Raw genomic sequence first — 19135 nt, 5'->3', positions numbered from 1 at the left:
ATGGTAATATTTCATTACTGTTCAAGTTTATTTTTCACTAGATTTGCATGCCTCCAACAAAAGTTGATCCAAAGGATGAGATCTTGTTTACTATTGATCTTAATAAACTTCTTACCCCTATGGCCATCTTGGTTGCAGGTACTCTGATCGGTGGGACACTCTTTCTTTCATACAGATCTAACGGTGATGTCGCTTCACCTACACAGCCCTCTGTACAAGGTGTAGCAGATGTACCAGAACCTACCGAGCAGGTACAGTTTACTGATACAGTCGGATCTATCGATGACGATCCAATAAATGGTGATGTTGATTCTGCGAAGGTTGCGATAATTGAATTCTCAGATTTTGAATGTCCATACTGTCAACGTCACTTTTCCGATACCTACTATCAGATCGTAGATCAGTATATTGATACAGGTGAAGTGATCTATGTTTTTAGGGATTATCCATTAGGGTTTCATCCTCAAGCTAAACCGGCTGCGTTAGCTGCGAATTGTGCAAGAGAACAGGGTGGTGATGAGGTGTATTTCGAATATCATGATATCCTATTTACGAACGCCGTTTCATCAGCATCAAAAGAAAGCTATGTGAAGTGGGCAGGTGATCTGGATCTAAATGTGGATGAATTTGCATCCTGTTTCGATTCAGAGAGATATTTTGATGAGATCGATGCAGATGAAGCAGATGGTCTAGCATCTGGTGTGAATGGAACACCCGGTTTTATAATCGGTCGATTGAGTGATGATGGAACTGTATCTGGGAAATTGATAGCAGGGGCATATCCATTTTCTGAATTCCAAAAGATCATAGAAGAATATTTAGCCCAATAAATATTATGAAAAGCCTATCTATAAACAAATATCAGGCTGATTCAGCTACACTGCTCTTGGCGCCTGTTGGTGCATTCATCAGTCTCTATCTCTGGAATGCCACAGTCACAGCAACAGGCGTTGTATGTTTTACAGGATGTGAATCAGTAATTTCCGGTGAATATGGAAAAATGTTCGGGGTTCCGGTTTCTGCATATGGATTCGCATTTTATGGGTTGATCATCCTCCTTGCCTATCTCAGGATGAATATATCTGACAGATTGCTTGATAAACTGATGTTCTCTGTTCTGGTCTTTGGTGTGGCATATACATTATATCTGAGATATTTAGAATTCTTTGTGATCGGAGATATTTGTATTTGGTGCTGGGGAAGTGCATTAGTGATAGTTTTGATATGTATCGTACAATATCTAGGTTATCGCAGAGATAAAGTCTGAGAATAGAAAATGTCCCTATCTTGTAAATGTTTCGTGCAATATAGGATCAGTTTGATCTTTATAGCTCTAATACATCACTCAAGATGATTATGACATCATATCAACTCTATCGGACGAATCCGGAAGATTTCTTGTTCGTTTCCTGTTGTTGGTTGTTAAACTGGCATTAACTACTTTACCGTCACACTTTTTGCTAGATTTCGTGGTCTATCGGGATCAGTACCTAATTCAACTCCAAGGAAATATGCGATCAACTGAAATGGTATAACATTTGATATGGGATCGGTCGACCCGATGTTATTGGTTTTGAGATGTACATCAAATAATTCGTTTGATTCAACACCGATACCGATTACATTAGCCCCACGAGCTTTTACCTCAGCTGCCGCAGAAAGTAGATCCGCTTTCTGTTCTCCAGTAGGTGTGATGATAAATACAGGAGTATCTTTGTCGATCAGAGCGATCACTCCGTGTTTCAATTCACCTGCAGCAAAACCTTCAAAGTGTTTGTAAGTGATCTCCTTTATCTTCAATGCTCCTTCAAGTGCAATATAATAGTTAGAATCACGACCTAGTACAAAGAAATGCTCTTTTTTCTTTAGCTTTTTGGCTAGATCTCGGTATTGATCAAAAGTATCTTCGGTGAATTGATCTTTGAGGTTGCTACTTAGTTGTCGTATCTCTTTCTTATACTCTCCAGATCTTCCAACTAATGCTGATGCTACGAGTGTGCCCCAAGCTACCTGTGCGGTGAAGGCTTTTGTGGAGGCTACACATATCTCGGGACCAGATCGGGAGTAATAGGCTAGATCGGATATCCTGCTGATCGTAGAGCCAAGCATATTTACTATACTAACAATCTTTACTCCATGTTCTTTGGCGATCTCAACAGCTTCTATAGTGTCTGCTGTTTCTCCACTTTGACTTACAACGATAACAATATCTTTCTCAGAAAAGAGATTTCGGTAACCCGATATCTCATAAGACTTCAGATCAATAGCCTTGATCTCAGCGATATTGCGGAGTGCCCAAGCGATCTGTCCTGCACTGAAAGAAGCCGTACCTGCACCGATAGTATAGACAGTCTCTGCCTGTCTGATAGCATCTAGTAGAGGTTGCAATTCTTCATCTGTATATTGTACCGCATTGATGATGGAATCTTGCTGTTCTACAATTTCCTTTAACATGAAATGTTGAAAACCTTCTTTGTCGATCTTACTGTCCTCAATGTCCACTTCCTCTATGATCACCTCGACCTCTTTTCCTGTTACCGCATCAAATTTCTTGATTCCTGTTGGATGAGCAACAACCATCTCAAGATTTTTCATCTGAACTATGTTGTTGGTCTTATCCGCAAAAGACAGCGTGTCAGATGCAAGATAATATTCATTGCCATGAATACCAATGACAAGTGGTGAGCCATTTCGGATGGCGATTATCCTGTTCTCGTTTCGATCCAGCAAGATAATTGTGTTCCTGCCCTCGAGTAGATTAAAAGCCAAACGAGTTGCTGTCACAAGATCTTTTTCGGTGCGTAATTTCTCCTCTACCAATCTGACGATGACCTCAGTATCTGTTTGGGATCTGAATTCGTACCCTTTATTTATAAGGTCTTTTTTTAACTCTTGGTAATTTTCAACTATCCCATTTTGGGCAAGCGTAAAGCTTCCGTCAGTTGAGATATGAGGATGTGCATTGATCTCTGTGACTCCTCCATGAGTTGCCCATCGTGTATGCCCTACACCGATAACAGCTTTTGAAGACAGCTTTTCGCTATCTACCTTAGAGATCGTACCTACCTGCTTCTGGACTTGAATGTTCCCATCCTCTAATACAGCTATACCCCATGAGTCATATCCACGATATTCTAATCTCTTAAGGCCTTCACGAATGTTATTTGCAGCAGGTCCCTTTCCGATATAACCAAATATTCCACACATAATTTTTAAGATCCACAAATTATTTACATCGAATATTTAAAAGACATTTTCATACTAGAAATTCCTATACTTTATAATTGAATTTGCTTCTCATGTGAAGTTATAAGTTTGGATCACTTTGTTTTCTCGTCGCAATCGGTTATTATTTATAAATGCTATCTGACTTACGAAAATATACAACAACATTATTAGTATGGGTTGCTGTACCCATAGCTTTCTTCATCACAACTTACTTGGTGGAGGATGACCCAGAACTTTTCTTTGGGGTGACTACCGAACGATCCATCGAACCATCGTTAGACTATGATACTTTCACTTTCATCCCTGAAGATGGCGCAAATGCAATGTATCTTGTGGGTGATCAACTGAGTAGCATGATGATCTCGATGTCACAAGGCGATATCGAAGTTATAAGCAAGTTTGGGGTTCAGCCCTCTGTGATCGGTGATAGTCCTGTCAATAAGAGTTCGGAGAACATCTTGATAGGACCAGATATCGACAAGATCACTCTTTACAGACCAGAAGGCACCCCTATGCCAGAGATCAACTTTATGAAAAGTGGCTTACTAGCAATGTCATTGGAGGGTATGGATCAGGGATTGGTCTTAGGGGCATCTGACAATAAGGGGTATTCAGACACTAAGTTTCTAACTGAGAACGGTGTCCAAGTGATCGCAAGGGATGTTTGGATAGGCGGTGAGGTGAGTGAACCGGCGGAGATCCAGGATATCAAGGGTATAGATATTTTCCCAATGCCACGGATCGGAGAAGCTCGTTCGGTCGATCGAGTTCGGACGCTATATGATATGCAATCAAACAAATGTAGATATACAGAAGGTTATGCACCTGTTGCCTGTGCTATCGACGAAACATGGGGGGATATTGCATACAATTATATATTGACAGAAGATGCAGTCCTCTATGAGGGAAGGACTGGAGGAAATGGCGTCACAGGACTACAAAATGTCGGTACGGGTGATAGGATCTCTATCGTTGTAGAAGTATCAGATAACTATGCTGAATTGATCGGAGATGTCTTGATCGGTACACTTAAAGTTTTGGCAGATGTTAATAGTTTGTCCAATGACCGTATCGAATTCCATAATGTCATGGATTCAAGTTCATTTAACGATCTCACAAATGATGTCGAAACACAGTTAAATGCACTGAGGGGAGATTTTGACGAGATCATTGACGATCCGATAAATGGCAAAGAGGTTTTGAAGATCAATGGAGAGGTACAACTTATCGTGACAGGTGAATCGGCAGTTTTAGGCAATGTTCTTGAGAAAGCAGGTGCTGAAGTTTTTGATTCAAACAATGATTCGAAGATTGATACCGCGTTAGTTGATCAGAGCATTGCGAATCAAGTAATTCAAGAGATCAATACGATCGAAGGTAAAAGTGTGATCCAACCAAATTATATATACAGACTCCGATCATGGAACAATACCGATCCTACTAGAGCAGTTCCATCCGACTACGACCCCACTGTTCATTGGAACTTTCAGAAAGTTATGTTGCCGGAAGTTTGGAGCGATCTCGGGGGGTGTATATCAGATAATAGCTGTGGCGGTGATCCTTCTGTGATAGTTGCAGTTATTGATACTGGTGTTGCGTATGAAGATTTTGATTATGATGCTGGTGGATCTTACAGTATCGAATATGTAGGTTCTGACCCGATCTATCCACAGGAGATCCCAGCAACCTCTACTCCAAATTCGATATTCAATGAAGGTTACGATAGAGTTTATCGTGCAAATCCTGAGTTGTCGAATGTGAATTTTGTATCGCCATATGACTCATGGCAAGATTATGTATGTAATACCCTTAGACAAGTTGTAGGTGCTACACCATGTAATGCAACAGAGATAACAAAGATAGACCATGCAAACGATGATCACGGACACGGAACTTTTGTGACAGGGATAATCGCTGCAGATACATCAGACGCTTCTCCAAATCGTGTGGTAGGTATAGCTCACAATGTATCGATCATGCCAATAAAAGTATTTTCCCAGAATGATACCTCCCTATGTGAGACACCGAGTGGACTTCCTGATCCCACCTGCTCATATCCTTTGTACGATAGTCGGGTTATCGCTCTTACTACAACTATAATTGATGCTATCAATTATGCTGTATCTAATGGAGCAAAGATCCTGAATATGAGTTTAGGAGGACAGGGTCAAGATTTCGGCGTGGAAACAGCAATAACAAATGCTAAAAATGCAGGTGTACTTACAATTGTCGCTGCAGGGAACGAGAATGATGACGCATCCCTATATTTTCCTGCAAATGCACCAGATGCTTTTGTTGTTGGAGCTACTGACAACTTAAATAATCGTGCCGAATACTCAAATTATGGTAGCGTGATCGACATTGTCGCTCCCGCTGGAGATACAACCGGCGCTGGAGCTTCATCTATTAGGTATACCTGTAGCGGTACCACCCCCAATACCTGTTCTGACGAAACAAACCCAAATCTATTCCAGAGTTTCTCTTCAACTTCATCTCCTGGTACTGGTTACGGAACAAGTTTTGCTGCTCCTCAGGTTGCTGCTGCTGCTGCACTTTTATGGTCAGATACACCAACTGCTAGTGTAGACGAGATCTCGGCAGCTTTACGAAATTCCGCGATTGATCTTGGCGATGCAGGTTTTGATATCCAATTTGGATATGGATTACTTGATATCGAGGCTGCTTTAGGTAGAGAACAGAATGTAGAAGATCCACCGGTTGAACCACCTCCACCACCTGTAGAAACGACATATACGAAATACTTCACATGGTATGATACGAAATATAGTGATCGATTAGCTTGGATACTTATTGGTAATCCATCAACTACATCTTCGTTAACTGCAAATATAAAGATCGGTAGTGTGGTGAATTCAAACTATACAGTACCTGCTGGAGGAAAAGTGACACCGAGCTGGACAGGCATTCAAACTGGACCAGTAGAGATTTCATCAAGTAAGGATTTCTATGCAAGCCAGAGAGTATCCTTTAGTGGTAGTTTTAATGAATTTGCAGCTATTGACTCAGCATCACTTACAAATAAATATTACTTTACTTGGTATGATACGAGTAGGTCCAATCGCCAAGCTTGGATCCTGATCGGGAATCCATCGACGACACAAACCGCTTCAGTAAATGTGAAGATAGGCAATCAGATAAATCAGAACTACACAATTCCTGCAGGGGGAAGGATCACACCAAGCTTCACAGGGATAAAAAACGGCCCTGTTGTTGTCACTTCTAATATCAATGTGTACACAACTCAAAGAGTAAATTATGAAAATTCATTTAATGAGTATGCAGGGATCCCCTCCAGTTCACTTACGAACAAGTACTACTTCACATGGTATGACACGATCAGGTCGAACCGTCTGGCTTGGATTCTGATAGGAAATCCTTCGTCATCTCAATCTGCATATGTAAATGTTAAGATCGGAAATAGTGTAAATCAGAACTTCTCAATACCTCCAGGAGGTAAAGTTACACCAGAATGGAATGGTATCCAAAATGGTCCAGTTGTGGTGACAAGTGATATCAATGTGTATACAACCCAAAGGGTAAGTTACGAGGGTTCGTTCAATGAATACCCAGGTATCGCGTCAAATACATTATCAAAACAATTTTATTTCACTTGGTATGATACAAGCAGACCCGATCGTTTAGCATGGATCTTGATCGGAAACCCTTCAACTACAACTACCGCAACTGTAAATATCAAGATCGGCAATGTAGTAAATCAAAGTTATTCTATCCCTCCTGGAGGACGTATCACTCCGGCTTATCCGAATATTAAAGATGGTCCTGTGGTGATTACTTCAAATGTAAATGTGTATACGACCCAAAGAGTGAGCTATCAAGGCTCATTCAATGAGTATGCTGGGATAGTGCAGTAATACAGGGGTGAGAGATCATATCTAAAAGAGATAGTAATTCCCTCTCAGCATGGTAAAATACCCTATGCACCTAATCATTGATGCTACTGCCACACAGACAAAAGAATTTTCTGGAATAGGACAGTATACCAAGAACATCACTCGCAGTTTGATCCTTGCTCCTAATGCTCCTCAAATAACTATCCTACTATATGATGGTGATAGTAGTCTTGATCTGAGCGGAGTGAAAGCTGATAAGATAGATGTCCAAAGGATAGGGAGGCGACCTGGAGTTATTGATGGGTTGTTTAACTACTGGTTACATCTCGCTCCGGCAGTTAGAAAGATCATCAAGGATATTGATTCTCCTCTGTTCTTCTCTCCTCATTTTCTCTCTGGATTCCCTGTAGATATCGTACCGACTGTTGTAGCAGTATTAGATTTTGCAATGCCAGAATTCAATTACTATTCAAATAGGGGAGGAATATTTAACACAATTCGCAAATCGGAGTTCTGGTATCACATGGACCGAACGCAAAGGGCTAAAGCGATCATTGCATGCTCAGAAAACACAGCCTTAGATTACATGTCATATTATCCTAACTACGATGAGAGCGATGTTCATGCCATCATGTTAGGGCTTGATATTGATGAGGTTGAAGCACCGGACTTTGACAAAGCTTTTCCAAAGGATTGGTCTGAAAAGGGGTATATCCTTTATATGGGTGGAGGTATCCAGATGAATAAGAATTCTGAAAACGTGATCAGAGCATACGCCCAATATCTGCATATATTAAATGATGAACGTTCGATATCTGTTGAAAATGCACCATATCTGATAATTGCCGGAAAGATCTTTACACACTTGAACATGCCAGAGTCGTTACGATTACGCGAGTTGGTGACAGAATTGGGATTGAATAGTAAGGTGAAGTTTACAGGTTTTTACTCTGATCAGCATAAGTACTCAATATTACATAATGCAATAGCTTTTATACACCTTTCACTTTTTGAGGGATTTGGGATCGCTGTAGCAGAGGCAATGAGTGCTGGTGTTCCTGTCATTGCTCACAATGGAACTAGCTATCCTGAGGTCGTAGGTGATACAGGATTCTTAGTTGATGGAACAGACCCGGACGATGCTGCCAAAGCACTTTTCATCGCACATACTGAAAAGAAGCTCGTGGCAGATAAGGTTAATGCGGCAAGAAAACGAGCACAGCAATTTACTTGGGAGAATACAGCGGTAGAAACTCTGAAAGTTTTAGATCAAGTAGGAAAGAAAGTGTACTCAAAATGATAGAAACAGCACTTATCACACTTTTTACAGTACTGATCTGGTTATTGATAGGTACTTTGGTCATTGCGGGTTTACTTATCACTCTAGTAGGTTTACCCGGGGTTTGGTTGGTTCTGATCGGAATCCTGATCTCTGCGATCTATACTGGCTTTGAACAGATAGGACCGGGTATACTGATTCTTTTTACTATACTAGCACTGATCTCATCTTTGGCAGATAACCTCTTGGTCATACTAGGTGCAAAATATACTGGTGGTAGCAGATGGTCAATGGTGGGAGCTGTCATCGGTGCTATGATAGGACTCTTCGTTGGTAATATATTTGGTTTGATACTTGGACCATTTATCGGGGCATCCATATTTGAGGTGATATTTGCAAAAAAGGATACAAAAAGTGCAATGAAAGCAGGTTTTGGCACTTTCCTAGGTTTTCTTTTATCAATTCTGTTGAAATTTGGTATGGGTGTGCTGATCTCGATTATCTGGTTGTCTATGCTTATAGGTTAGCGGGATAGAGCCAAACCTCCCCCGTCACCTCCTGAATAACATACCCCTCATCGGCTATCTCAAAGATCTCCAATGTATCTACCGGTATTGGTATTCTGACAAGATCAGCAATCTCTTTAGCAACAACCTGATACACCGCGCGGCTTACAGATCTCACACCTAAAGTATCCTCAAATTTATCATTGAATTGTAAGCGGTATACGCGTTCTGGAGAATTTTCATAACTATCTTTCAGGATGAGCCCATTTTCTGTACAGTATGTTATCGCGACAGTCTGATTCAAACCAAATTCTTTATACATAACTCCCTCTCTGTCACGGATAACGACATCAGTTGCGATCTCATTTCTGTTGAGGATCTTGTGGTTTCTCCAAGTACAAAGCACCAGTTTATTTTCATACACTCCATAGGTCAGATCTGAACCATCTGATTCGACACTCAAGTTACCATCAGACCATTTATATACAAGATCAGAATTGATATAGACCGAATTCTCAAAGATGAACGCACTGTGAACTTTCGGTAACTGTCCGATATATTGGATCTTAGAACCTTTTCGAAATTGGAAGTACCATATCAAGCTCAAAATGCATATCAAGAAACAGCTCAAGATTATAGTAAAAGTATGTTTATTCTTCATTTCCAAGGGTGAGGGTTATCTCCAGATAGTCTGCCAGGGAAACGTTCTGCATTTATCGTCAGAACATCATCCCAATCGTATCTTATCGATCTGACAGGGTCTGTATGTGTTGATTGTGCACTTCCATCTCTAGTCTCAAGATGTAAATGGTATCCGAGAGGTTGGCAGTTGTATGATCCGCTATTTCCAGACAAACCTAACGTTTGAGCCTTTCTGACAGGATCTCCGACTTTCCATTTATATTTCGAGAAAGAGTTACCATCTAAATGCATGTAAACTGAATGTTTCCCATCTGGGTGCTTAATATTCAGATAATAGCCCCCACTTTGACATTCCCCATAATATCTATCATAACCAGCAGATGCTACTACCCCCTGACTCAAAGCGAAGATCGGTTCAAGTGTTGCACCAAAATCGATCCCTGTATGAGGCTTAGAAAATACAGTATTTCCATGCCATTGTGTCACACCTATCGTATATGGGAATGGAAAACTGTATGGTCTTTTGTCTGATGGATCTGGGATCCTTTTAGCTTGGGGGATCTTCTCTATCTGAAATGATAATTCAACATGTTCCGTTGAACAGAATCTGCTACTTTTCCACAAGCTTTGTGAAACCCTTAATGTCGCCTTCTGTCCTACAAGATCAGTTTTTGTAGCGAAAAGGAATTCTGTCAGATCTGTGGTAGTCTGCTTCTGATATGGCGAAAGAGCTAAACGACCAACATGCAAAATCGAATGTGTAGATACTTTCTCGACACCACCGCATATTTCATACTTCTTCTTGCAATCCCGATCTTCAGAAGAACAATTATCTCCAAGATCTTCATGTACAAGGAGTATCCTGATCCAATAAAGATCTTTTCCTGCTGGGATATTCTCTAAGGTTTGCAACTTCCATCCCTTACAATCCTCTTCATGACATTTGATATCAGCTTTCTCGATTTTGCGTCCTTCTTTGTTCTTATCGCTGTTTTTTTCGATATTAGTCCCTAGTATCTCTTCTCCACTTCTCTCATCGACATATTCTTGAGAACTATCGTTAGAGATGGGTTCTGTTAACTGCTTCTGCTTTTCCGGATCAGTGGTTGTAACTTCGGTATTTGGAGGCGTTGGGTTATTAGAATTCTTCAAGTCATTAGCTGTTTTATCGGGGCTATTTATACGTTCATTAGATCTTTGAGAGTCTTGACCTAGTTGATCTTTCGGATCATTCGATGAACTATCCGTAGTAGTATCTTTATCGGAATTCTCTGGTTTTTCTTTCGACCCTCTGTCTTTATCGTGATCTGGTTTCTCGATTGATCCCTCATCTGAGGAATTGTCATCCAGAGGTGGATCGATCTGTGGCGGGTCGACCAGAGTTGGGTCATCAAGATGTGGATCGACCAGAGTTGGGTCATCCTCATCTATCAACTCATCCTCTTGATCACAGTGAATCAACAGACTATCGCTTTCAGATGAGTGGATTTCTCCAGCAAATATCTTTGCAGAAAGATTCTCCTCTGTACGACCTATACAGATATCTCCTATGGTTATCTGATCATTTTCGATAATTCGTCCACCGACGTACCACTGAGTCATTAATGATGAGTTCACAGGTGGGAGATCGGTGAAAAGAGTGAACGTGTCATCATTCCGTACTATCTCTGGCTTGACATTCAATAGCTCAAGGACAGTAATATTACCTATCGAAGAGTAGATATGATTTTCTGGATCTTCGTTCTCACCTCGTTTTATTCTCCAATAGAACGAACCTTCTTCCTCTGGTGTCCAAAGTACACGACCATTTTCTCCCTCGTACTCTTCATATACTGTGAATTCCTGATCCTTTGAGATCTGTACCAAGTCAACGATATCTGAATTTTGTTCCAATAATCTGAGATATGATGGGATCGACCAATCAAGCGAGATAGGTGAAATATCGAAAACTTCAATAGATGTATCCTGCAGGATCGGTTTTTCTAAAGACATATGTGTATTAACTAAAAGACGTGGTTGCATCCCATCTGTACAGTTTGGTTTATAGAAAAGATTCGCTGAAAAGCATTCTGAGGAGTAGAAGCGAATACTGGTATTAAATTCATCTTCGTATGTGAGGCGTAAGGTAGCGATCCTCTTCTGCGCAAATATCGTTCTGATAAGAGCTGTGACATCCATATGGTGATCTCTCCCAACGATAGTATATTTTGGGTGGATCGGCTCACCGATCTGTAATGGTTGGCTGTACCAATTCAACGAATTCCAAGAGCTGATGTCTTCTACCGATGTGATGATCATTTCCCCAATGTCTTGCCTGCCCGCAGGGTAATAGGAAAGTATCAACTCTGCTTTATCTATTTCTACAGGAGTATCTTTGTCCAATCCGTTTAGATCGAATTGAAGATATGTTCTAGTACGTTTCTCTGGGTATAAAGAGTTGTAACCTACCGATAGATAACCAAGGTTCACAGTTCCACTGGTTGGCCAATATTCTTTAGCATATGCATCTTCGTCCACTTCAATTTTGTGATACTCTACCGCATGGGTGATCTTGACCAAAGTGAGCATCATGATAATGAAGGAAAGTAGAATGGCGATGTAATATCTCATTTAGGTGATGTTGTTAGGTTAATACTCCAATTCTGCCAATTGATGATGATATTTATCTGATTTTCTTCTGAATTTTCTACAAATTATTTCTCAACATCGTGATATAATCACCATGCAATAAACTGAGAGATTACAACATGTTCGACTTTATTACTGGGATATTTGATTCAAATGAAAAGCAATTAAAAAAGGTTCAACCGATCATCGATCAGATCAATGATCTTGAGCCCAAAATGAAAGCACTTTCTGATGAGGAGTTGCTTGCTATCACAACGCTACTAAGAGAGAGGGTCGGGGTGGATCTTGAAACTGCACGAACTGCAGATATAGATCCTGAAGCTGAAAAGAAAGCCCTTATGGAGATCCTTCCTGAAGCATTTGCGGCAGTCAGAGAATCTGCAGATAGGGTGGCTCAACACAGGCACTTTGACGTACAGCTTCTTGCAGGTTATTTCTTAGCCGACAAGAAAATAATTGAGCTGTTTACTGGAGAGGGTAAAACTAATGCAGCAACATTAGCAATGTATCTATATGGTCTATCGGGGAGAGGGGCTCATCTTGTGACAGTCAACGATTATCTCGCTCGACGTGATGGTGAATGGAATGGTCATGTTCTAAGTGCTTTAGGGATGAGCGTCGGTGTGATCAATAGTGGGACTCAATATCGGTTTATTACTGATGAAGAAGCGATAGCATTAAAAGGCGCGGAGATCAAAACAGAGATAGATGAAAGAAAGAAATTACAGAAAGATGTAGGAAGATTAAAACTCGACATGATGAGTGGCACCAACCTTATCGAATGTTCGAAATCAGAAACATATGCTTGTGACGTGGTTTACGGCACCAATAATGAGTTTGGTTTTGACTATCTACGGGATAACATGTCTCAGAGATTGTCTGATAGGGTGCAATCTGTATTGCACTACTCGATCGTGGACGAGGCAGACTCAATTTTGATTGACGAAGCTAGAACTCCACTGATCATATCGCAAAGTGCGCAAGCGTCTAATGATATGTATAAACAGTTTGCAACAATCGCACGTTCTCTCCAACCTGAAGTACATTATACAGTTGATGAAAAATCCAACTCAGTTGCGATCACTGATGAGGGTATAGATCAAGTTGAGAAAGCACTTGGAGTAAGCAATGTGTATGACGAACCTCAAAATGCCTATCATTTAGAAAATGCTTTGAAAGCAAAGGAATTGTATATCAAAGACGATGAATATATCATTCGTGATGGTGAGATCGTAATAGTTGATGAATTTACAGGACGAGCACTTCCGGGTAGGAGATATTCGGAAGGTTTACATCAAGCTATTGAGGCTAAGGAGGGAGTTGAAGTGAAAAGAGAATCGAAGACTTTGGCTACCGTCACCCTACAGAACTATTTCAGACTATATGAACACCTAGCTGGTATGACGGCAACAGCTCTAACTGAGGCAGAGGAATTCTCGAAAGTATATGAACTTGATGTAGTAGTTATCCCTACTAATCGACCAGTAGTTCGAAAAGACGAAAATGATGTCGTATATCGAACTGAGATGGGCAAATTCAAAGCAATTGTTCAGGATATCAAAGAAGCCAACAACGTCGGTCAACCTGTTCTAGTAGGAACGACATCTGTTGAACGATCCGAGATACTTTCGATGATGTTGCAAAAAGAAGGTATAACCCATGAGGTTTTGAATGCAAAGCAACATGAAAGAGAGGCAAAGATAGTTCAAAAGGCGGGACAGAAAGGTCAAGTAACGATAGCAACCAATATGGCAGGTCGTGGTACAGATATTGCACTTGGAGAGGGTGTAAAAGAAGTTGGTGGCTTGTATGTTATCGGATCTGAGCGTCATGAATCCCGGAGGATCGATAACCAGCTACGAGGAAGATCTGGGCGTCAAGGAGATCCTGGAAGATCTAGATTCTATGTTTCTTTTGAAGATGAGCTGATGCGATTGTTTGGTGGTGATAGGATGCAGAAAATAATGTCTACTGTCGGAATGGATGATGATATGCCAATTTCTATAGGGATATTAGGTCGATCTATAGAAAATGCTCAGAAGAAGGTCGAATCACACAATTTCGATATACGAAAAAGACTTGTAGATTATGATGACGTTCTAAATCAGCAGAGAGAGATCGTATATTCTCTCCGAAGAAGGGTTTTAGAGCTGGTCGAGAACAGATCGAAACAGAATAACCAAGAGATAAAATTCGAAAGAGCTAAACTTGCTCATTTGGATATAGTTCCTTTACTTGAGGATCTTGACGCATTCAGCTTAAGGGATCCTGATAGTTGGGAAATTTCTGGGTTGGATCAGTACGAAGCATTAGATCGTCCGATCTATAGTTGGATCCTAAAGAGGTTTGTAGATAGGGTTAGAGTCCTTGTAGCGACTCATCTTGCCGATGATATGAAGATAGATAATGTTGAAGAAAGAAAGATCGTCAATCAGATGATTGCACTAATCTCCGAGGAACTTTCTGACTCTGCAATAAAGGCTTTGGGCTATAAAGATACCATTGAATTCTTCAGAGAATTAGACGGGAAGGAACCGCTTGAGATGGAGAATTTACTGCTGAAACTAACAGTTTCTGCGTTCATTATACACATCTATCAGATAGGTCCTGCCTACGCATCAGAGATGTCTAGATTGCTAGTACTGCAGACGATAGATCAGTACTGGATGGAGCACCTTGATTCTATGGCAGATCTCCGTGAAGGAGTAGGTATGCAGAGCTATGCACAGAGAGATCCTCTAGTAGCCTATAAAAATGAAGGGTTTGGTCTATTCGAAAAGATGTTGTCACAGGTAGATGAAGCTGTCGTAAATCGTTATATGAAAGTACGGATAGTTGAGAGAACAGCACAATCACAACCAGTAAATACGGTACATGAGGATGCTACAACCTTGGGGAAAGATCCAACACAAGCTCCAACCCAACCTCCAAAAACTGCACAAAACAGTATTTCATCCTTACCAATTACTCCAAATACAGGGGTCCGTTCTGACAATAGACCGGGAGCCGTTTCCAAGCAACATACGGTTGTAAATACCCGTGACAAGATCGGTAGAAATGATCTGTGTCCTTGTGGAAGTGGCAAAAAATACAAGAAATGCCATATAGGAAAAGATCCTAGTACACCGGAAGAGAAAAAGGCATTCAATCTGTACTTTGCAGATAGAGAAGCATGGGAGACTGAATATGTCAAAGACTTATAGTATGCTATTCTGTTAGGCTAAAAACATATCATAGGTTGACCACATTTCTAGTTGAGAAAACACTCATTGCCTCTATGACGCTAAAAAGATCACTGTGTCAAATTCGCTCAACATCGACATTATAGGATTTATTGACATAGTTATATGCCTATATTATTCTGAGTTAGCTAAAAGATAATATTCTCTTTGTTTTTACGATGCCTACTCCCAAAACAAAGTCTCCGACCACAGATCCGAATTCACTTAAACGTAGTGTCCAATTGATCGTCTTTGCCCCTGTAAATGCAGATCCTGAGGACGAGGACAGTCGGATATATATGGTATGTCCCGCATCTTTGAAAGTCGTTGAGGTTGTCGAGAAATACGACGACGAGGCTATCAACTATCTGTCTACATTAGGAAAAAGCAAAAAAAGAACCGAGATCCCCGCAAAAGAGTTCATAGATGACCTTGGAAAGGAATTTGAAGGGGAAATCGAAGTAGCTGGTGAAATGGTAGAAGAAGTGAAAGAGATCATTGAGGAGGATGAAGGAATAGCAGCATTGACGGACGAATTAGACGAAGATGTTGTTACATTCGCAAGTGGGAAATTAGAAGACATCTTTCCCGATGATCCTTCTGATGGTACGGCACATATATCAGATGTTGATATGGCTGATGCTCTAGAGCTTTTAGATCAAGATGATGATGAGTCAGATCTTAATGGTCTTTCGGGTTTTGTAGATGATGAAGAGCTTCCTGAGCTATAAATGTGGTAAACTCCACGTATGTCTAAGAGAACGGATCCTCTGAAAGTAGCGATAGTTGTTGATTCCCTCGCCATGCCAGGGGGTGCTGATAGAATGGTGTTTTCCATCTTATCGATCTTTCCTACTGCAAAGATCTATACAACTGTATACTTCAGAGAGAATTACAAGCATGATCGCTGGAAATTTCAGAACTCTATAGAAACGAGCTTTATTCAAGATATCCCATTTTCACGGCGATTCTATCGTCACTTAAATATCCTTTCGCCAGTAGCTATCGAAGGATTCGATCTTGATGGCGTAGATCTTGTGATCTCACTCTCTGCTGGTGTTGCTAAGGGAGTTATCACAGGTTTAAAACAGCCCCACATAGGGATCATCCTCACACCTCCACGTTCCTTATGGGATCATGAGGATAACTTTCGCGGTTCCATACTCGCACGAGCGTATCGCAGTGTCTCACCATTTGTTAAGACCTACCTTAGACTTTGGGATCAATCAGCAATAAAGCGTGTAGATAGATTGATCTCGATCTCCAAGTATATTCAAAATAAGGTACAACATGTGTATCATAGAGACTCATCTGTCATATATCCCGGGATATCAAAATATTGGTTCGATACCGGAAATGCAAAGATCCCTACAAGCATTAATGAACAATTTTATCTTGTGGTTTCGAGGTTATATGACTATAAAAGGGTCGATATGGCGATCAGAGCAGCAAACGAGGAGGATAGGCGACTTCTCATAGTAGGTGATGGACCAGAAAGAGAGCGATTGAAGAGGTTGGCAGGCAGTAGGGTCGAAATGCTTGGATGGCAACCCGATGAGGTAGTAAGGGATCTGTATAAAAATGCTGATGCACTTCTTTTTTGTGGGGTGGAAGATTTCGGATATGTTCCTGTTGAGGCTATGGCATCTGGTTGTCCCGTTTTAGCATATAATGAAGGAGGAGTTACTGAGACTGTTGTTTCTGGTCAGACAGGATACTTTTTTAATGATCAGAATGAATTGAATGAGTTGGTAAGAAATATCGGATATAGAAATCGAATGGATCAGAAAAGGATCGTTGCCAGAGCAAAGGAGTATACTGAGGAGAGGTTTCTTGAGAGGTTAGTTGATTTCATTAAGGAATCTATTGATGAAATTTAAGGATCCAGCCATCGTAGTACATCAACTTCAAAAGTGGGGTGGAGCTGAATATGAACTTAAAGTTCTGGCATCGATATTTAATAAGTGTACAATCTATACTGCTTGGTATGATGATGAATTCAGAGAGCAGTATTTTGAAAATTTTGTTCTTCGATCTTCGATACTTCAAAAATTCCCATATAAAGAAAAACTAGATCGAGAGCTGATTCCCTTGCACCCTCTGGCGTATAGTACATTAGACCTTTCTAAGCACGATCTTGTAATAGTGCTTTCTGACGGATTCGAGAAAACCGTTAGAATACCTGAACGTATCCCTTCTATTCTTATAGCACTCACTCCCCCTAGGTTTCTATGGATGGAAACAAGATCGATCAACTCTTTACCATCATTCAGCTACAAGGTCTACGACAATTTCTTAAAAAATCCTTTGCAGAGCTTGTGGCGAAAGTGGGATCTGAATTCAGTGAAACAGTACAGGTATCTGATCTCAATATCAGATGAGGTAAGAAAACGTGTAGCAAAAGTATATAATCGTTCTTCTGATGTCGTTTATCCTCCTGTGGAAATTAACAAAATGAAATTCAATCGGAACACCCAAAGCCGTGAGGATTGGTATCTGTATTTTGGTCGAGTAGAGAGTTATAAGGGTGTAGAGTTAGCTATCCGAGCTGTTGCAGAGGGGCATTTCAGATTGAAGATAGCTGGGAGTGGAAGTGATCTAGAGCGACTGAGGTCTTTGGTTGATGAATTAGGTGTACGTCATCTTGTCGGTTTTTTAGGGTTTGTGAGTGAGAAGCAGAAGAGGGAATTGCTGTACAAGTGTAAAGCATTGATCTTCCCTGTAAAAGATGAGGATTTTGGGATAATTCCAATAGAAGCCAATGCTTCCGGAGCTCCTGTAATTGCGTATGCCGGTGGAGGTGTACTAGAAACGATCAAAGAAGGTGTGTCTGGGGTGTTTTTTAGAGAGTATTCACCGAGAGCACTTATAGATACCATAAAGGATTTTGAGAAGATGAGTTTTGATCCGAATTTATGTCGCTCTCAAGCGGTTCAATTTTCTAGAGATAGATTTGAAAATAAGCTGAAGGCATACCTGCGTGGCATTAGTTAAGGATAATGTATTGGTGATCAAGGGGGTCAATTTTTCTGAAGCCGACAGAATAATCACAGTCTTTGGCTCTAAGCGAGGACGTTTTGCTCTGATCGCAAAGGGAGTTAGAAAAATTGAGAGTAAGAATCGTCCATCTGTTCAAACCTTATCGATCTCATCAATTACTTATTACGAAGGCAGAAATCTCGGAAGTCTAATAGAGGCTTCGTTAGAATTTGCACCTATTCTAGATCATCAGCAGGTAAAGGAGATCTCGAAGGTATTGTTGATGATCAACAAGATGTTACCAGAGGATGAACCTGAAACAGAAGTATATACTCGGCTTGTAGCACTAGTACACGGAGATGTTAGTAGGAGAGCGGTCAATAAGTTCCGCATGTGGTTGTTAGAGTATTTGGGGTATTTGCCGGATATGCGAAAATGTACTAAATGTAATTCTAATAAGGAGCTAAAGTTTATCAATATTGCAAATTTACAGATGTTCTGCAGTAATTGTGCAACTGAATTGGTGCTTGGTTCCACGCTTCATCCTGTTTCAGATGTGAGGTATGAATCTGATCTCATGGATACAGCATTGGAACGGGTTGTGATGGAGATTATCGAAAGTTGATCAGTTCGGATTGCAGTTGTGGACTTGCCTCGGAGGGTTACAAAATCAGACATTTCTGATAGAATCCAATAGAATTTCCGGGCGCGTAGCTCAATTGGCAGAGCAAGCGGCTCTTAACCGCTAGGTTCTGGGTTCGACTCCCAGCGCGCTCACCA

General features: G+C 40.8%; 13 protein-coding genes and 1 tRNA gene. 11 read left to right on the top strand and 3 right to left on the bottom strand.

The features are described from left to right. Nucleotides 1–47: 47 nt before the first annotated feature. Together H6763_02295 and H6763_02290 are read left to right on the top strand one after the other, a co-directional pair. A complete protein-coding gene (locus H6763_02295) occupies nucleotides 48–830 on the top strand; it encodes a DsbA family protein (protein ID MCB9803637.1) in 783 nt (260 codons plus the stop codon). A gap of 5 nt (nucleotides 831–835) precedes the next feature. Continuing rightward, complete coding sequence (locus H6763_02290) at nucleotides 836–1267, top strand: vitamin K epoxide reductase family protein (protein ID MCB9803636.1); 432 nt, start codon at nucleotides 836–838, stop codon at nucleotides 1265–1267. Between the two features lie 170 nt (nucleotides 1268–1437). On the opposite strand, the gene glmS is transcribed toward H6763_02290, so the two are convergent. Then, the gene (gene glmS / locus H6763_02285) at nucleotides 1438–3207 is read right to left on the bottom strand and encodes a glutamine--fructose-6-phosphate transaminase (isomerizing) (GenBank protein ID MCB9803635.1); all 1770 of its coding nucleotides are present in this window, start codon (nucleotides 3205–3207) and stop codon (nucleotides 1438–1440) included. Between the two features lie 152 nt (nucleotides 3208–3359). Here glmS and H6763_02280 point away from each other — a divergent pair, with 152 nt between their 5' ends. The 3 genes from H6763_02280 to H6763_02270 all read left to right on the top strand — a co-directional run bounded on the left by H6763_02280 (nucleotide 3360) and on the right by H6763_02270 (nucleotide 8906). Beyond that, complete coding sequence (locus tag H6763_02280) at nucleotides 3360–7121, top strand: S8 family serine peptidase (protein ID MCB9803634.1); 3762 nt, start codon at nucleotides 3360–3362, stop codon at nucleotides 7119–7121. Nucleotides 7122–7185: 64 nt separating this feature from the next. Then, nucleotides 7186–8400 (top strand): glycosyltransferase family 4 protein, encoded by a 1215-nt coding sequence (locus H6763_02275; protein MCB9803633.1) that lies wholly within the window; start codon nucleotides 7186–7188, stop codon nucleotides 8398–8400. Then, nucleotides 8397–8906, top strand: coding sequence for a DUF456 domain-containing protein (locus tag H6763_02270; protein ID MCB9803632.1), 510 nt, complete (start codon nucleotides 8397–8399; stop codon nucleotides 8904–8906). Before H6763_02275 ends, H6763_02270 begins: the two co-directional genes overlap by 4 nt. Here the strand turns inward: H6763_02270 and H6763_02265 are convergent. Together H6763_02265 and H6763_02260 are read right to left on the bottom strand one after the other, a co-directional pair. Continuing rightward, on the bottom strand, nucleotides 8896–9492 hold the full coding sequence (locus H6763_02265; GenBank protein MCB9803631.1) for a hypothetical protein: 597 nt from the start codon (nucleotides 9490–9492) through the stop codon (nucleotides 8896–8898). The genes H6763_02270 and H6763_02265 overlap by 11 nt on opposite strands. 50 nt (nucleotides 9493–9542) lie before the next feature. Continuing rightward, a complete protein-coding gene (locus H6763_02260; GenBank protein ID MCB9803630.1) occupies nucleotides 9543–12098 on the bottom strand; it encodes a DNRLRE domain-containing protein in 2556 nt (851 codons plus the stop codon). A 176-nt stretch (nucleotides 12099–12274) separates the two neighbouring features. Between H6763_02260 and H6763_02255 the strand changes: the two genes are divergently transcribed. The 6 genes from H6763_02255 (at nucleotide 12275) to H6763_02230 (ending at nucleotide 19135) form a co-directional block, all read left to right on the top strand. Continuing rightward, nucleotides 12275–15358: a preprotein translocase subunit SecA gene (locus H6763_02255; protein MCB9803629.1), complete on the top strand. Its 3084-nt coding sequence runs from the start codon at nucleotides 12275–12277 to the stop codon at nucleotides 15356–15358. 197 nt (nucleotides 15359–15555) lie between these two features. Further along, nucleotides 15556–16107, top strand: coding sequence for a hypothetical protein (locus H6763_02250; protein ID MCB9803628.1), 552 nt, complete (start codon nucleotides 15556–15558; stop codon nucleotides 16105–16107). 18 nt (nucleotides 16108–16125) lie between these two features. Then, a complete protein-coding gene (locus tag H6763_02245) occupies nucleotides 16126–17256 on the top strand; it encodes a glycosyltransferase (protein ID MCB9803627.1) in 1131 nt (376 codons plus the stop codon). Next, a complete protein-coding gene (locus H6763_02240) occupies nucleotides 17246–18370 on the top strand; it encodes a glycosyltransferase (protein MCB9803626.1) in 1125 nt (374 codons plus the stop codon). The genes H6763_02245 and H6763_02240 overlap by 11 nt, the downstream gene beginning before the upstream one ends. Then, on the top strand, nucleotides 18357–18980 hold the full coding sequence (gene recO / locus H6763_02235) for a DNA repair protein RecO (protein ID MCB9803625.1): 624 nt from the start codon (nucleotides 18357–18359) through the stop codon (nucleotides 18978–18980). Before H6763_02240 ends, recO begins: the two co-directional genes overlap by 14 nt. 79 nt (nucleotides 18981–19059) lie before the next feature. Then, nucleotides 19060–19135, top strand: a tRNA-Lys gene (locus H6763_02230).

The organism is Candidatus Nomurabacteria bacterium (genome assembly GCA_020632395.1).
GTDB lineage: Bacteria > Patescibacteriota > Dojkabacteria > SC72 > JAHDCA01 > JACKFQ01.
Note: the sequence above shows the minus strand (reverse complement) of the source record. Positions and strands in the feature narration are given on the sequence as shown.

Excerpts from the sequence above, each read along its gene's own strand:
- glmS (MCB9803635.1), bottom strand. The coding sequence starts at position 3,207 with ATGTGTGGAATATTTGGTTATATCGGAAAGGGACCTGCTGCAAATAAC.
- H6763_02245 (MCB9803627.1), top strand. The coding sequence starts at position 16,126 with ATGTCTAAGAGAACGGATCCTCTGAAAGTAGCGATAGTTGTTGATTCC.
- H6763_02290 (MCB9803636.1), top strand. The coding sequence starts at position 836 with ATGAAAAGCCTATCTATAAACAAATATCAGGCTGATTCAGCTACACTG.
- H6763_02255 (MCB9803629.1), top strand. The coding sequence starts at position 12,275 with ATGTTCGACTTTATTACTGGGATATTTGATTCAAATGAAAAGCAATTA.
- H6763_02280 (MCB9803634.1), top strand. The coding sequence starts at position 3,360 with ATGCTATCTGACTTACGAAAATATACAACAACATTATTAGTATGGGTT.
- H6763_02270 (MCB9803632.1), top strand. The coding sequence starts at position 8,397 with ATGATAGAAACAGCACTTATCACACTTTTTACAGTACTGATCTGGTTA.
- H6763_02250 (MCB9803628.1), top strand. The coding sequence starts at position 15,556 with ATGCCTACTCCCAAAACAAAGTCTCCGACCACAGATCCGAATTCACTT.
- H6763_02260 (MCB9803630.1), bottom strand. The coding sequence starts at position 12,098 with ATGATGCTCACTTTGGTCAAGATCACCCATGCGGTAGAGTATCACAAA.
- H6763_02240 (MCB9803626.1), top strand. The coding sequence starts at position 17,246 with ATGAAATTTAAGGATCCAGCCATCGTAGTACATCAACTTCAAAAGTGG.
- H6763_02295 (MCB9803637.1), top strand. The coding sequence starts at position 48 with ATGCCTCCAACAAAAGTTGATCCAAAGGATGAGATCTTGTTTACTATT.
- H6763_02275 (MCB9803633.1), top strand. The coding sequence starts at position 7,186 with ATGCACCTAATCATTGATGCTACTGCCACACAGACAAAAGAATTTTCT.